The organism is Actinomycetospora chiangmaiensis DSM 45062 (assembly GCF_000379625.1).
Lineage (GTDB): Bacteria > Actinomycetota > Actinomycetes > Mycobacteriales > Pseudonocardiaceae > Actinomycetospora > Actinomycetospora chiangmaiensis.
The window spans coordinates 29,413-44,352 of the sequence record NZ_KB903227.1; the positions used below are offsets into that span (position 1 = coordinate 29,413).

The 14,940-nt window shown below is 74.1% G+C and carries 13 protein-coding genes; 2 read left to right on the forward strand and 11 right to left on the reverse strand.

Annotated features, from left to right (window positions below; translation table 11 throughout):
- The 10 genes from eutC to A3CO_RS0112860 all read right to left on the reverse strand — a co-directional run bounded on the left by eutC (position 1) and on the right by A3CO_RS0112860 (position 10,869).
- On the reverse strand, positions 1 to 738 hold the full coding sequence (eutC, locus tag A3CO_RS0112815) for an ethanolamine ammonia-lyase subunit EutC (RefSeq protein ID WP_018332654.1): 738 nt from the start codon (positions 736 to 738) through the stop codon (positions 1 to 3).
- A complete protein-coding gene (locus A3CO_RS0112820) occupies positions 735 to 2,114 on the reverse strand; it encodes an ethanolamine ammonia-lyase subunit EutB (RefSeq protein ID WP_018332655.1) in 1,380 nt (459 codons plus the stop codon). Before A3CO_RS0112820 ends, eutC begins: the two co-directional genes overlap by 4 nt.
- Before the next feature lie 137 nt (positions 2,115 to 2,251).
- Positions 2,252 to 4,729 (reverse strand): AMP-binding protein, encoded by a 2,478-nt coding sequence (locus tag A3CO_RS31920; RefSeq protein WP_018332656.1) that lies wholly within the window; start codon positions 4,727 to 4,729, stop codon positions 2,252 to 2,254.
- Complete coding sequence (locus A3CO_RS0112830; RefSeq protein ID WP_051085939.1) at positions 4,726 to 5,526, reverse strand: COG4705 family protein; 801 nt, start codon at positions 5,524 to 5,526, stop codon at positions 4,726 to 4,728. The genes A3CO_RS31920 and A3CO_RS0112830 overlap by 4 nt, the downstream gene beginning before the upstream one ends.
- Before the next feature lie 160 nt (positions 5,527 to 5,686).
- Positions 5,687 to 5,845 carry a DUF6131 family protein gene (locus tag A3CO_RS38685; RefSeq protein WP_018332658.1) on the reverse strand — a complete coding sequence of 53 codons (159 nt, stop codon included), beginning with the start codon at positions 5,843 to 5,845 and terminating at the stop codon, positions 5,687 to 5,689.
- A gap of 300 nt (positions 5,846 to 6,145) precedes the next feature.
- Positions 6,146 to 6,472: a hypothetical protein gene (locus A3CO_RS0112840; protein WP_018332659.1), complete on the reverse strand. Its 327-nt coding sequence runs from the start codon at positions 6,470 to 6,472 to the stop codon at positions 6,146 to 6,148.
- A 187-nt stretch (positions 6,473 to 6,659) separates the two neighbouring features.
- On the reverse strand, positions 6,660 to 8,030 hold the full coding sequence (locus tag A3CO_RS31925; protein WP_018332660.1) for a PP2C family protein-serine/threonine phosphatase: 1,371 nt from the start codon (positions 8,028 to 8,030) through the stop codon (positions 6,660 to 6,662).
- A gap of 36 nt (positions 8,031 to 8,066) precedes the next feature.
- Positions 8,067 to 8,762 (reverse strand): hypothetical protein, encoded by a 696-nt coding sequence (locus A3CO_RS0112850; protein ID WP_018332661.1) that lies wholly within the window; start codon positions 8,760 to 8,762, stop codon positions 8,067 to 8,069.
- A 195-nt stretch (positions 8,763 to 8,957) separates the two neighbouring features.
- Positions 8,958 to 9,728 carry a GAF and ANTAR domain-containing protein gene (locus tag A3CO_RS31930; RefSeq protein ID WP_157647503.1) on the reverse strand — a complete coding sequence of 257 codons (771 nt, stop codon included), beginning with the start codon at positions 9,726 to 9,728 and terminating at the stop codon, positions 8,958 to 8,960.
- 202 nt (positions 9,729 to 9,930) lie between these two features.
- Positions 9,931 to 10,869 (reverse strand): NADP-dependent oxidoreductase, encoded by a 939-nt coding sequence (locus A3CO_RS0112860; protein WP_026204559.1) that lies wholly within the window; start codon positions 10,867 to 10,869, stop codon positions 9,931 to 9,933.
- Positions 10,870 to 10,964: 95 nt separating this feature from the next.
- On the opposite strand from A3CO_RS0112860, the gene A3CO_RS0112865 reads away from it, so the two are divergent.
- Both A3CO_RS0112865 and A3CO_RS31935 read left to right on the forward strand, forming a co-directional pair.
- Entirely contained in the window at positions 10,965 to 11,462 is a 498-nt protein-coding gene (locus A3CO_RS0112865; RefSeq protein ID WP_018332664.1) for a MarR family winged helix-turn-helix transcriptional regulator, read from the forward strand.
- Between the two features lie 171 nt (positions 11,463 to 11,633).
- Complete coding sequence (locus A3CO_RS31935) at positions 11,634 to 13,976, forward strand: arylsulfatase (protein ID WP_157647505.1); 2,343 nt, start codon at positions 11,634 to 11,636, stop codon at positions 13,974 to 13,976.
- Between the two features lie 49 nt (positions 13,977 to 14,025).
- Here the strand turns inward: A3CO_RS31935 and A3CO_RS0112875 are convergent, their stop codons facing one another.
- Positions 14,026 to 14,880 (reverse strand): formylglycine-generating enzyme family protein, encoded by an 855-nt coding sequence (locus A3CO_RS0112875; RefSeq protein WP_051085940.1) that lies wholly within the window; start codon positions 14,878 to 14,880, stop codon positions 14,026 to 14,028.
- Positions 14,881 to 14,940: the final 60 nt, after the last annotated feature.

Consider the following 14,940-nt stretch of genomic DNA (forward strand, 5'->3'; position numbering starts at 1 on the left):
TCAGGACGGCTCCTCCGGCGCGGCGACGAGCGCGGGGTCGGCCTTGAGGGCGGTGCCCGAGAGCTTCAGCCGGCGGGCCTCGGCCATGAGCATCGCGAGGGTGTCCGCCGCCGGGGCGTAGTCGACGCCGTAGGGCGGGCGGATGTTGGACAGGCAGTTGCGCTCGGAGTCGCGGCGGCCGCGGCGCGCGTCGTAGGTGAAGTAGGCGCCGAGGCTGTCGGTCGAGCTCATGCCGGGTCGCTCCCCGATGAGCACGAGGACGCTGCGCGCGCCGACCGCCGTCGCGATCTCGTCGCCGAGCGCGACCCGCGCCTGCGTCGCGACGACCACCGGCGCCACCCGCCATCCCTCGAGGCGGGCGAGCATCTCCCGGAGCATCGGGACGGCGTGGCGGTGGATCGCCAGGGGTGAGAGTCCGTCGCCGACGACGACGACGAGGTCGTGCTCGCCGTGGGGCAGGTCGCTTCCCTCGGCGAGGCGTCGCCCCTGGTCGGGGCGTTGCAGGTAGCGCGACCGGTCCGGCGCGGCGCTCTGCACGCAGCGGACCTCGACGCCGAGCGCCCCCTCGATCTCCTGGGCGAGAGCGGGAGCGTCGAGCGGGTCGTGCACGGCGTCGCGGGCCGCGGCGTGCGCCTGGCGCAGCGTCAGGAGATGACCGGTCGGCATCGCGTCGCCCGCCCGGCCGAGCGCGACCCGGGCGCGGGTGGCGTGCCGCAGCGCGTCGAGGGGGTCGCTCACCGGACACCCGCCGTCAGGGCCCGCAGGCTGGAGGCGTCGGCGGGGAGGTCCCGGACGCGGCCGTCGTCGGTGATCATGTCCATCCGGGCCAGCCAGTCGGCGAACTCGGGCGCGGGTCGCAGACCGAGCGTCTGCCGGGCGTAGAGCGCGTCGTGGAACGAGAGCGACTGGTAGTGCAGCATCACGTCGTCGCCGCCGGGCACGCAGATGACGAACGGGCAGCCGGCGGCGCCGAGGAGGGTGAGCAGGACGTCGGTGTCGTCCGCGTCGGCCTCGGCGTGGTTCGTGTAGCAGACGTCGACGCCCATCGGCAGGCCCAGGAGCTTGCCGCAGAAGTGGTCCTCGAGGCCCGCCCGGATGATCTGCTTGCCGTCGAAGAGGTACTCCGGCCCGATGAACCCGACGACGGTGTTGACCAGCAACGGGTCGAACGCCCGCGCCACCGCGTAGGCCCGGGCCTCGAGCGTCTGCTGGTCGACCCCGTGGTGGGCGTTCGCGGACAGCGCCGAGCCCTGGCCCGTCTCGAAGTACATGCACTGTGTGCCGACGGTGCCGCGGCCGAGCGCCAGCGCGCCCTCGTGGGCCTCGCGCAGCAGGTCGAGGGTGACGCCGAAGCCGTCGTTGGCGGCCTCGGTGCCGGCGATCGACTGGAAGACCAGGTCGACGGGAGCGCCGCGCTCGAGGATCTGCAGCGTGGTGGTGACGTGGGCGAGGACGCAGCTCTGCGTCGGGATCTCGTAGCGCTGCCGGACGTCGTCGATGAGGCCGAGCAGGTCGATGGTGCGCTGCGGGGAGTCGGTGGCCGGGTTGATGCCGATGACGGCGTCCCCGCAGCCGTGCAGCAGGCCGTCGACGATGGCCGCGCTGACGCCGAGGGGGTCGTCGGTCGGGTCGTTGGGCTGCAGGCGCGTCGCGAGCGTGCCGGGCCGCCCGATCGTCGACCGGAACGCGGTGACGACGGGCGTGCGCCGCGCGACCGAGACGAGGTCCTGGACGCGCATGAGCTTGCTCGTCGCCGCCGCCATCTCGGGGGTGAGGCCGTCGCGCAGGGCGGTCGTGTCGGTCTCGGGGCGCAGGAGGTGCTCACGGAACTCGCCCACGGTCATCCCCGCGACGGGCGCGAAGGCGGCCGCGTCGTGGGTGTCGACGATCAGGCGGGTGACCTCGTCGTCCTCGTAGGGCACGACCTGCTCCTCGAGGAACGTCGCGAGCGGCAGGTCGGCCAGCAGCCACTGCGCCGCGACCCGCTCCTGCTCCGAGGCGGCCGCGACCCCGGCCAGCGCGTCGCCGGAGCGCTCGGGGGTCGCCGCGGCGAGCAGCGCCTTCAGGTCGGCGAACTCGTAGGTGTGCCCGGACAGCGTGGTCCGCCGGGTCACCGGGGCGCCTCGCCGGTCGCTGTCGACGTCATCCCCGGCTCACCTCCGTCGGGCCGACCGACCGCCGGCGATGGCGAGCACGCTAGGAAGCGCGGGGGATCACGGATAGGCCCGGCGTGTAAACCCCGGCGAAACCGTCACCGCCGGGACGGCACCCGGCGGATCGTCGGCGCCCGGACGCCGAGACGGACGGCCGCGAGGCCCAGCCGCCACGTCACGATCCCGACGACGAGGCCCAGCACCACCAGGGCGGCCGGCGGCACGCCCACGTCGGCCAGCCCGAGCAGCGCGAAGTGGGTGAGGTAGATGCCCAACGACGCCCCGGCGATCGCCGTGACCGGCCCGACGAGCGGCCGCGGGATGCGGACGCGGGCCACGCACAGCAGCACCAGCAGCCCGCCCGCGACGACGGCCGCGCGCTCGTACTCCACCCCGAAGAAGGCCGTCACCAGCACGATCGTCACGAGAGCGGTGGCCCACCGCTGGGCGGGCGTCGAGGCGCGCTGCAGCATCCAGCCGAGGACGAACAGCCAGAGCACGAGGTGGGTGCTGTAGAGGTCGCCGGGCACGGTCGGGTCGGCGCTCGGGACCGCCCACAGCGCGAGGGAGGCCGCGAGCACGATCGCGGGGAACGCGAACGGCCGCCGGCGCTCGAACCGCCGCACGGCGGGCACGGCGAGCAGCAGGGCGGCGCCGACCAGGATCTGCACCAGCGCGTCGACGAACCAGTAGCCCTGCACGAGCGGGTGGAACACCCCGCCGAGCAGCAGGGCGTCCTGGTGCTGGACGGAGCCGGTCACGAACGACCGCCCGAGGATCCACAGCGAGCTCGGTACGGCGACGAGGGCGGCGGAGCGCAGCACGCGCGCGGTCACGCCGTCCCCGCCGGACAGCACGAAGCGTGCGAACGTCCAACCGGCGATCGCGAGCAGGAGGTGGGCGCCGCCGAGCCAGGTCCAGAGGTGGTCGTGCTCGCCGACGACCAGCACGATCGCCAGCGCCCGCAGCACCACGGCCGACTCCACGTCGGCCCACCGGGACCGGCGCACCGGGGTCCGCGCGGCGAGCTCCCCGAGCGGCGTGGTGTCCCACCGGTCGGGCAGGTGTCCGAGGGCCCGCTCGAGGTCGGCCGAGACCTGGACGTAGGTCAGCGAGTCGCCGCCGAGGTCGACGAAGGTCGCGTCGTCGTCGAGGACCTGTCCCGGGAAGGTCCGGGCGAAGACCTCGCGGACCGCGGGGACCCGTCGTCGGGACGGCTCCGGACGACGGGCGAGCGCGGCCACCGCGGGATGATCGAGCTTGCCGTTGGCCCGGCGCGGGAGCGCGTCGACGCCGACGACGCTCACCAGCGTGTCGGGCAGGTGCAGGCGGGCGGTGACCGCGCCGTGCACCGCCGTCGTCGCCCTGCCCTCGACCGCCACGACGAGGCCCGTGTCGTCGCCGGTGACGGCGGCCACGTGTCCGCGGGCGGCGAGGAACGACTCGACGGCGTCGAGGTCGACGCGCACCCCGAACGGCTTGACGAACCGGGACCGGCGGCCCGTCACCTCGAACAGCCCGTCGGGGCGGCGGCGGCCGAGATCACCGGTGCGCAGCTCGGTCACGGTGCGCCCGAGCGCGAGGTCGGCGCTGGTCTCCGCGTAGCCGAGCATGACGTTGGGGCCGGAGTAGACGATCTCCCCGACTCCGTCGGCGTCCGGGTCGTCGATGCGCAGCGCTCCGCCCGGGATGGGCCGGCCGATGGCCTCCGGGGCCGACGCGGCGAGCTCAGGGGGCAGCCAGGCCATGCGTGCGGTGGCCTCGGTCTGGCCGTACATCACCACGAACCGCCACCCGTGGGCGGCGCCCCGGGCCGCCCATCGGCGGACCTCGTCCGGCGCGAGCCGCCCGCCGGCCTGGGTGACGTAGCGCAGGTGCGGCAGGTCGAGGTCGATCCCGGCCCGCTCGAGCAGCGCGAACGTGTGCGGCACACCGTGCAGGCTCGTCACGGCGTGCTCGCGCACCGCGTCCCAGAACGCCGGGGCGGTGACGGAGGCGTCGGTGAGCAGCAGCGCGGCCCCGCCGAGCAGGTTCGCGTGGACGACCGAGAGGCCGTAGCAGTAGTGCAGCGGCAGCGTGGTGGCCGCGCGGTCGGTGGGCCGGACGTCGAGGAAGTCGGCGATGGCCGCGGCGTTGGCGTCCAGCGCGGACGCCGTGAGCCGCACGAGGCGGGGCGAGCCGGTCGAGCCCGACGTCGCGAGGAGCAGCGTCAGGTCCTCGTGCAGCACGGGGCCGGCGGCACCCGTCGTCGTGAGGGCACCGTCGACGACGACGTCCGGGCGCCACGCCCGCGTCAGCTCGGCCGTCGTCGCCGGGTCGGCGGCCGGGGCGAGCAGCACGACGTGGCCGGCCCGCAGCGCGCCCAGGTAGGCGACCAGGGCGGGCACCGTCGCGGCCATCGCGACCAGCACGAGCCGCCGGTCCCCCGCGAGGGCGGCCGCCGCCTCGTCGACCCGGTCGGCCAGCTCCGCGTAGGTCAGCGCGCCGTCCGCGGTGATGACCGCGGTCCGGTCGCCGTGCCCACGCAGCCCTGTGACGAACGCCGGGGCGGAGCGGGTCGTGGCGGCGGTGGTCACCGGACCGGGTCCCCGCTCGCCCCCGCGACCGCACGCGGACGGTCGACCTTGGTGACGGCGAAGTACGCGATCACGGCGACGATGAGGACGGTCAGGACGATCGCGGTGCGGTCCATGCCGAGGGCGAGCCCACCGCGCCCGGGCGGGCCGCCGAACCAGTCCGCGAACGACGCACCGAACGGCCGGGTGAGCACGTAGGAGAGCCAGAAGCAGGCGATGGCGTTCGCCCCGAGGAACCGGTACGCGAGCGCCGGCAGCAGGAACAGGACGCCGAACAGGATGCCCGACGGCAGGTAGCCCAGGTGCAGCGTCGAGGCCGTCCAGTCCCCCGCCGCCGTACCCAGCGCGAAGGTCAGCAGCACGGCCGCCCAGTAGAAGACCTCACGACGACGGGTGGTGATCGAGTGGATCGACAGCGTCCCCTCCACCCGGTACCACAGCGCGAACACCGCGAGGACCAGCACGAACAGCACCGAGGTCGACACCGTGTAGGGCACGCCGAAGTCGTTGTGCACCAGGTCGGCGACCGTCGTGCCGAACACCGAGACCATGACGATCGCGAACCAGTAGGACCAGGCGCCGTAGGACCGCCGCGCGAACTGGATGACCATCGAGGCGACGAAGAGCGTGCCGGTGATCGCCACCGCGATGCCCTGGTCGAACGCGATGTCCAGCGCGTCCCAGGTGGTCTCGCCCATGCCGGTGGTCAGCAGCTTCGCCACCCAGAACATCAGGGTGATCTCCGGGACCTTGCTCGTCAGGGTGGAGACACGGGCGGTCGTCCCGGTCGCAGTCATGCGGTCGTCCCTCGCGGTCGTCCTCGGCACGGTCGGGCGACCGGCCGGACCCACGATCATCGCGGGCGGTGAAGCGGGGACGTGCTCCGGGTCGGAGCGGGGTAAGAATCGGCCCGCCACGGCCGGCCGGACCGTCGCCGGCCGGCCGGGCGGGGGTCGATCAGAAGTACGTCTTGCGCCCACCGACCCCGCGCCCGACGGCGCCGAGGATGGTGAGGATCAGGCCGACCACGAGCAGGATCCAGCCGATCGTGGCGACGAAGGCCGGCACGGGGGCGATGTAGCCGATGACGATGAGGATGATGCCGAGGATGATCATGGTGCCTCCTGGAGGGGCGCAGTGACGGGTCGGAACACGGTCGTGTTCCTGACCTGGCCGGACAACGAGGTCCCTCGTCCGGCGGTACTGGGTGGTTACCGATCCGCCCGAAGTTGGTCCGGTCGTGCTCCTGGTGAGACGCGCTCGGACCAATGTGATCATTCCGTGAAGCGGCGAACGGACCCGCCCACCCGCAGAGGATGCGAGCAGCCGACGCGGCGGGCAAGGACCTTCCGGCCCGCCGTTGCTGAAGATCCGGCCCGTCCTCCGACCGCCGCACCCACCGGCGACCGCGAGCGGTCAGCCGGCCGTCCGCCGGGACGTGTCCTCGCGGGCCGCGAGCGGCGCCCCGGCCAGGTCCTCCTCGTTGCACAGGACCTTGACCTTGAAGTAGGGCGAGCCCTGGGCGTCGTCGTAGTCGAGATGGATGGCGATGACGTCGACGGCCTCGCCCAGCCAGGTCTCCGTCTCCCGCAGCCAGCCGGCGCACCGCTCCAGGGCGGCCGGGAGTTCGTCGTCGCAGAACTCGACCGCGCGGTACGGCACGTCCTCGACGCGGTCCTGGCTCCCCGACGGTCGGGGAAGGCCCTCGGCGAGGCCGAGGTCGTCGAGCTCCAACTTCGTCACGTGCTGAGTCACGGACCCGGAGATACGTCACCCACCCCGCCCGGCGCAAGCCCCGTTCGGCGATGTCGCGACGTCAGTGGCACGAGGTGCTCCCAGCGGCACCTCGTGCCCCTGACATTTCGGTGACCACACGCCGGATCCGGCGGCGGGGTGGGGACGGGCGTGTGTCAGGTCCCGAGTGCCCGCGTCAGCCGGCGGGGCTGCGGACGACGATCACGGCCGTGTCGTCGAGCACGGCGCCGCCGGCGTGTTCGAGGGCGGCGCTGGCGATCGCGTCGGCGACCGTCTCCGCCCCCGGCCCGGGCGGCAGCTCCGCCAGGGCCCGGGCGACGCCGTCCTCGCCGAACTGCTCGCCGCCCACCACCCGGGACTCGGTGATCCCGTCGGTGTAGAAGACCAGGCTGTCGCCCGGGAACAGCGCGGTCTCCTCGCGGGCGACCCGTGCGTCCGGCCGGATCCCCAGCGCCCGGCCGCCCTCCTGCAGCCGGACCACCTCGCCGTCGGCGCGCAGCACGAACGACGGCGGGTGCCCACCGGTCACCACGACGACGTCGAGCCCCGCACCCTCGCGGGCGGTGATCGTCGCGTAGGTGGCGGTGACGAAGCTGCGCCGCTCGCTGAACCAGACGTGCAGGACCTCGTTGAGGGCGGTCAGCACCGCCTCGGGGCTGTCCTCGGTGTGCCCCACCGCGCGCACCGTGGAGCGGGCGAGCGCGGTCGTGCGGGCCGCCCAGGCGCCCTTGCCGCAGACGTCGCCGATCACCACGCCCCAGCCGCCGGTGACGGGGAAGACGTCGTAGAAGTCGCCCAGCACCTCCGCGCCGCGGCCGCCGGGCCGGTACCGCGCGGCGACCTCCATACCGGGGATGCGCGGGGCGTCCGCGGGCAGCAGGGACTGCTGCAGGGTCTCGGCGAGTTCGGTGGCCTCGGCCGCGCTCTGCTCCGCGCGCCGGGCGTTGCGTTCGGCCTCTGCGGCGTGGTGCTCGGCGTTGGCGGCGTGCCGGGCGGCCTCGGCGTAGGCGAGCTGGGTCTGCCGCAGGGCGACCCGCAGGGCGATCTCACCGCCGGCCGCCTGCGCGAGCGTCCGCAGGACCTCGAGGTCCTGCTCGCTCCAGTCCCGCCGGCGGGTGTCCATGGCGCAGAAGGTGCCGAGCACCTCGCCGTCGGCCGAGCGGATGGGCAGCCCCACCCACGCGCCGATGTCGAGCGCGTCCACCGCCGCCATCCCGCGGGTGCGGTGGTCGGCCCGGGTGTCGGGGATGACCTGCTCGGCCCCGGCGCTGACGACGAACTGGCAGAACGACTCCTCGACGTGGTTCTGCCGCTGCTCCGGCGGGCCGGCGTCGAAGCCGGTGGTGCTCTTCCAGTAGGACCGGCGTTCGTCCACCAGCGTCACGAACACCATGGGGGCGTCGAGCAGGGCCGACGCGAGCCGGGTGAGGCGGTCGAACGCCTCCTCGGGCTCGGTGTCGAGCAGGCCGGTGGCGGCCACCGCCTCGACGCGGGTCGTCGAGGCGATCGCGTCGCACGCGCCCTCGACCGGCGTCCCGCTCACCACGGCGCCAGCCTACGGATCGACCGACGGACGTCGGGGTCACATCCGGCCGCACCCCCCGTCCAGGCGGTCGACGAGGGACTCGGCGACGTCCACGGGGTCGGCGCCGCGGCGCTGCAGGTGCGGCACCAGGAGGTGCTCGGCCTCGCCCGGGGACAGGTCGAGCGCCCGGCGCACGAGGATGAGGGCCAGGCGGTACCGGACGTCGAGGGGCTCGTGCGGGCCGTAGAGCAGGGTGCGTGCCCGGCGCGCGAACATGTCCGCCAGGACCGTCGTGTCGAGCCCCAGCACGTCGGGGTCCGCCGCGTAGAGGTCCAGGGCGGTCCGACGGCCGTCGCGGGCGCGCAACGTGGTCGAGTGCAGCGCCCGGAACGGCGGGGGGAACGGGACGCTCACCGCGCCGTCGCCGAGCTCGACGGCGAGGTCGTCGACCACCAGCACCGCGAGCGACGGTGGCGCCGCGCGTGCCTCGTCGAGCAGCGGCCCGCGCCCCGACCGGCCGTGCCACGCGTCGACCTCGGCGATGGCGGGGTCGGTGCAGTGGGTGGAGTGGACCCGGCCGTGGCCGGTGTGGGAGATGGCCGCGGCGTCCGCACCCGGGACGGTGTCCGCGCAGACGCTGAGCAGCGCGTCGAGGCCGTCGTACCCGGGCTCGGCGGGGCGCCGCAGCCGGAGGGCGGCGAGGCGCAGGGAGTCGTCGAGCCGGAACGGGACATCGTCATCGACGTCGGACAACGCTGCTCCTCGCTCGGCACCGGCCGCCGTCCCCCCGGCGGCGACGGGCCATCGGAGGTCGTCGCGGGCCGGGCACGGCCGTGGCAGGCGGCCGAACCCGGGCCGCCGTCCACCGGACATCGGCCGTGCATGTCGACCGTTCGACGAAGAGACTACCCGCGGAACGAACGACCACTCCGGCCACGGCCCGCGCCGTCAGGCCTCGTGCCCGAGCGCGCTCCCGTCCACACCGCTCCACACCCGGGCGCGCCCGGCGACCTCGTCGGCCAACCAGCGCGACACCCCCAGGAGCTTGATGTTGGCGTCCTGGCTCGAGCGGACCAGCAGGTCGAAGGCCTGGTGCTCGTCGAGCGAGAACCGTTCCATCAGGATCCCCTTGGCCTGCCCGATGACGTCGCGCGTGGCGATGGCGTGCGTCAGCTGCTCGACCCGGCGCGCCCCGTACATGGCCACCGACGCCTGGGTGGCGAACGCGGCGGCGACGGCCCGGGCCGTGGGGTCGAACGCCGTCCCGGGGCGCCCGTACAGGTTGAGCGCGCCCGGCTCGGCGTCCTGCGGGGCCAGGGCGAACGAGATCAGCGACCCGATCCCGGCCTCCCGCGCCAGGGGCACGAACCGCGGCCAGCGCGCCTCGGCCGCGAAGTCCTCGACCACGGTGACACTGCCCGCCCCGGCCTCGAGCGCGTCGACGCACGGTCCCTCGCCCAGCTCGGCCTGGGCCCGGTCCAACACCTCGATCGCCGGGTCGCTCGGGGCCCGCGAGGTCAGCCCGCCGCCGGGGGCGCGCACGGTCAGCCCGGCGTAGGCGGCGCCGGGCACGTGCTGCACCGCGGCGTCGGTCAGCCGCCGCAGGGCCTGCTCCGCCTCCGAACCCTCGGTGGTCGTCCCGCTCCGTCGTCGGACGAGTTGCTCGGCGGTCGCCGTCAGGACGTCCTGCAGCCACGACAGATCGCCGCGTTCGACCACGTGCACCCCCGGTCTTCCGGTCCTCACACGCCCGATCGCGAGCGCCGCTCACGGCCGGTGCCTGGGGGGTCAAACACCGGCTCGTCGTCACCGGCCCGCCCACCGACACCAGGCCGTGGGGGGGGACCGGAGTCGGCAGACTACGACGCGGAACGAAGACCTGTACAGCGAACGACGTCCGTCCCGGGGGTGACGGAGGCGCTCACTCCGGGACGACGACGACCTTGCCGCGCAGCGTGCCCGCGTCGGCCTCGGCGTGGACCGCGGGCAGCTCGGCGAGCGGCACCCGACGGGCGACCTCCACCCGCAGCTCGCCGCGGTCGACGGCGGCCACGAGCTCCGCCAGCTGACCCGCGTCGCTGCGGACGAACACGTCGACCGCCCGGACCCCGCGCCGCTCGTCCGGGGGCGCCGGGGTGGCGGGTACGGTGTTCACCACGACGCCGCCGTCGCGCACCAGGGTCACGAGCCCGGCCAGCCGCTCCGCGCCGATGCCCGCGAGGTTGAGCAGCACGTCGACCGGCGCGCCGACGGCGGTGAGGACGTCGACGCTCGTGTGGTCGACGACCTCGTCGGCCCCCAGCGAGCGCACCAGCTCGAGGCTGCGCGGGCTGCCCGTCGCGATGACGTACGCGCCCGCGTTCTTCGCCAGCTGCACCGCGAACCCGCCCACGGCACCGCCGGCGCCGTTGACCAGCACCCGCTGCCCCGCGGTCACCTTCGCGTCGTCGACCAGTGCCTGCCACGCGGTCAGCCCGACGGACGGCAACGCGGCCGCATCGGTCAGCGGGACACCGCGCGGCGCCGTGGCCAGGACCTCGGCCGGCGCGAGCACGTACTCCGCCGCTGCCCCGTCCTCGAGCATCGGCAGGAAGCCGACCACCTCGTCACCGACCTGCCACCCGCTCACACCCGCGCCGAGCGCGTCGACCGTGCCGGCGACGTCGATGCCCGGGGTGTGCGGCAGGACCACGGGGAAGGGCCCTTGCAGCCACCCGCCGCGGATGCCGTCGTCGACCGGGTTGAACGTGGTCGCCGCGACCCGCAGCCGCACCTGGCCGGCGCCGGGCGCGGGGAGGTCGACCTCCTCGTGACGCAGCACCTCGGGTCCGCCGTACTCGTGGAACCGCACTGCCTTCATGGCGCGCCTCGCCTCTCGTCATCACGATGCTTCGAAGTCGAAGCATCGCCGACACTAGGTTTGCTTCGAACTCGAAGCAAGGTGACACTGGGACTGTGACCGAGCCGACGCACGCCGTGGACCCCGTGCGACTGCGCGCCTACTTCGCGCTGATCGAGGTGTCCGGGCTGCTGCGCCACGCCATCGAGCAGCAACTGCAGGCCGACGGCGACCTGACGTTCGTGCGGTTCCAGATCCTCCGCCGGTTGCAGCTCTCCCCCGCCGGCCGTCAGCGCATGACCGACCTGGCCGACGCGATCGTGTTCAGCCGCAGCGGCCTGACCTACCAGGCGGGGCTGCTCGAGAAGGTCGGGCTCGTCGTGCGGAACCCCTCGCCCGACGACGAGCGCGGGGTCACCATCGCGATCACCGACGCCGGGCGCGCCCTCGTGGACGCGGTGATGCCCGGACACGAGGCGGTGGTGGACCGACTGCTGTTCTCGCAGCTCTCGCAGGACGACGCCCGGACCCTCACGGCACTGCTGACCCCGGTGCGCGACCACATGCGCGAAGCCCCGCCGCGCTCGGCGCGCCCGCGACGGGCCCGGTCCTGACCGTGCGTGTCCACTGAACGACATCGTGCGCGAACGTCCGGTGGACGTGAACGGTCGGCCGGACGACCCTGGGGGCACCGCGCCCCGGGGCATCGTCGCTCCGCGGATCGGCGCGGGTCCCCCCCGGGCACGTGGAGTCGTCGCGTGCCCTCACGCTGAAGGAGACACCTCGTGTCTGGTCGTCGGGTGCTGCCGGAGCCGGAGCCCGCGAAGCCGGTGGTCACCGCGGTCGGGGCCGGCGAGCACGACGGGACGTTCGAGCCGGTGCGCCCGACCCGGCCGCCCCGCGGCGCCCCGAACGTCGTCGTCGTGGTGCTCGACGACCTCGGGTTCGGCAGCTCCAGCGCCTACGGCGGCCCCTGCCGGATGCCGACGGCGGAGCGCCTCGCCGACGGCGGGCTGCGCTACAGCCGGTTCCACGTCACGGCCCTGTGCTCCCCGACCCGCCAGGCGCTGATGACCGGACGCAACCACCACGCCGTCGGGATGGGGGCGACGACGGAGATGGCGACGTCCGCCCCCGGCTACACCGGTGTCCGGCCCCGCAGTGCGGCGACGCTCGCACGCGTGCTGCAGGGCAACGGGTACAGCACCGCGGCGTTCGGGAAGTGGCACCAGACCCCGCCGTCGGAGATCAGCCCGGTCGGGCCGTTCGACCGCTGGCCGACCGGCGAGGGCTTCGACCACTTCTACGGCTTCATGGCCTGCGAGATGAACCACTGGTATCCGCTGCTCTTCGACGGCACCCGCCCGGTCGAGCCGTCGCGCCGCCCCGAGGACGGCTACCACCTGTCCGAGGACCTCGTCGACCACGCCGTCGAGTGGGTGCACACGCAGCGGACCCTGACGCCCGACCGCCCGTTCTTCACCTACCTCGCCTTCGGCGCCTCGCACGCCCCGCTGCACGTCGCCCCCGAATGGCGCGAGCGCTACCGCGGCGAGTTCGACGACGGGTGGGACCGGCTCCGCGAGACCACGCTGGCCCGCCAGAAGGCGCTGGGCGTGGTGCCGGAACACGCCGAACTCTCCCCGTGGCCGGACTCCGTGCCGCACTGGGACGACCTCGACGACACCCGCCGTGCCCTCGGCGCCCGCTTCATGGAGACCTTCGCCGGGTTCACCGAGCACGCGGACGCGCAGCTCGGCCGCTTCGTGGCGACCCTCGAGGAGCTCGGCGAGCTCGACGACACGCTGTTCCTCTACCTGCTCGGCGACAACGGCGCGTCGGGCGAGGGCGGGATCGAGGGCACGCACGTCGAACACCGGCTCGGGCACGGGCTCGTCGACGTCCCCGCCGAGATGCTCACCCACCTCGACGAGATCGGGGGGCCGGCGAGCTACCCGATCGCGCCGGTGGGGTGGGCGCTCGCGATGAACACGCCCTACCAGTGGACCAAGCAGGTGGCGTCGCACTTCGGCGGCACCCGCGACGGCCTGGTGGTGCACTGGCCGCGCGGCATCGCCGACGGCGGCGGGGTGCGCCACCAGTTCCACCACGTGATCGACGTGCTCCCGACGATCCTCGACTGTGCCGGGATCACGGCTCCGACCAGCGTCGACGGTGTCGTCCAGCAGCCGGTCGACGGCACGAGCATGCGCTACACCTTCGGAGCGCCCGACGCCCCGGACCGCCGCCGCACGCAGTACTTCGAGATGTGCGGCAACCGCGGGATCTACCACGAGGGCTGGACCGCGGTGACCCGTCACGGGACGCCGTGGGAGATGGTCCCGACCGGGGCGAGGAGCTTCCACGACGACGTCTGGGAGCTCTACGACACCACCACCGACCCGAGCCAGGCCCACGACGTCGCCGCCGCACACCCCGCCACCCTCGCCCGGCTGCAGGACATGTTCTTCGTCGAGGCGGTGCAGCACCACGTCCTGCCCCTCGACGACCGCGTCACCGAGCGGGAGAACCCCCAGCTCGCGGGGCGGTTCGACCTCGTCGGCGACCGCACCTCGGTGACCTACCGGGGCTCGGTGCGCCGGCTGATCGAGGAGACGGTGCCGAACGTCAAGAACCGCTCGCACGCGATCGTCGCCGAGATCGAGGTCTCGGCGGGCGGGGCCGAGGGCGTCGTCGTCGCGCAGGGCGGGCGGTTCGGCGGCTGGTCGCTCTACGTGCGCGGCGGCCGCGCCTGCTACGTCTACAACTACTTCGGCCTGCGGCGGCACACCGTCCGCGCCCCGCTCCCGCTGGCGCCCGGGCGCCACGAGCTGCGGATGGACCTCGCCTACGACGGCGGCGGGGTCGGCCGGGGCGGGACGGCGACGCTGCGCGTCGACTCCCACGACGTCGGGTCGGTGCGGGTGCCCGCGACGATCCCGTACTACTTCTCGTTCGACGAGACCTTCGACGTCGGCGTCGACCTCGGGACCCCCGTCACCGAGGACTACGCGGCCGGGGACAACGCCTTCACCGGCACCGTGCACACCGTGCGCGTCGACCTCGCGCCGCTCGCGGCGGACCCCCAGCCCGCGGAGCTGCACCGGCGGGTCATGGCGTCGCACTAGGTGGCTGCGCCTGGTGTGCAGAAAGTGGGGCTATGCGCCCACTTTCTGCTCACCTGCGCGCAGCGCACCGGAACCCGAGGTTGCCCGAGCTCGACTCGGGGGTGTTCGAGGTCCGGGCCGCGACGCGGTAGCGGTTGCAGTAGGAGTCATGACAGAGGTATGAGCCGCCGCGCATCACCCGCGCATCGCCCTCGTCCGGCCCCTGCGGATCCCGCTCCGGCGACCGGGCGTACCAGTCGGCGGCGAAGCGGTCGGCGCACCACTCCCAGACGTTCCCCACGGTCTGCCAGAGCCCATAGGCGTTGGGGCGGTAGGTCTTGACCGGCGCCGTCGTCAGGAAGCCGTCCTCCCGGGTGTTCTCCGTGGGGAACCGGCCCTGCCAGATGTTGAGGGCCCACCGGCGGCCGAGCTCGTCGCCCCACGGGAACCGGGCGCCCGCGAGCCCGCCGCGGGCGGCGTACTCCCACTCCGCCTCCGTCGGGAGCCGCCGGTCCGCCCACGCGCAGTACGCCTGGGCGTCGTGCCAGGAGACGTGGACGACGGGGTGGTTCGCCCGGTCGCCGATCGAGGAGCCGGGACCCTCGGGGTGGCGCCAGCAGGCGCCACGGACGGCGAGCCACCACGGCGCACCGTCGACGCTTGTCAGGACGTCCTCGCGCGAGCCGGTGAAGGCCAGGTGGAAGACCCCCGACGAGCCCCAGCGCTCGGCGTCCGTGACGTACCCGGTCTCCTTGACGAAGCGCGCGAACGCGGCGTTGGTGACGGTGGTGGCGTCGACGTGGAACGACGACAGCGTGACCGGGTGCACCGGCCGTTCCCCGTCGGCCGGGTCGCCGTCGCCGTGGTGGTCGCCCATCGCGAAGGTGCCGCCGGGGACGAGGACCTGGCCGTGCGTCGATCGCATGATCACCACCTCTACCCGCGCCGACCGTTCGGCACCAGCGGACAAACCCGCACGGAACTG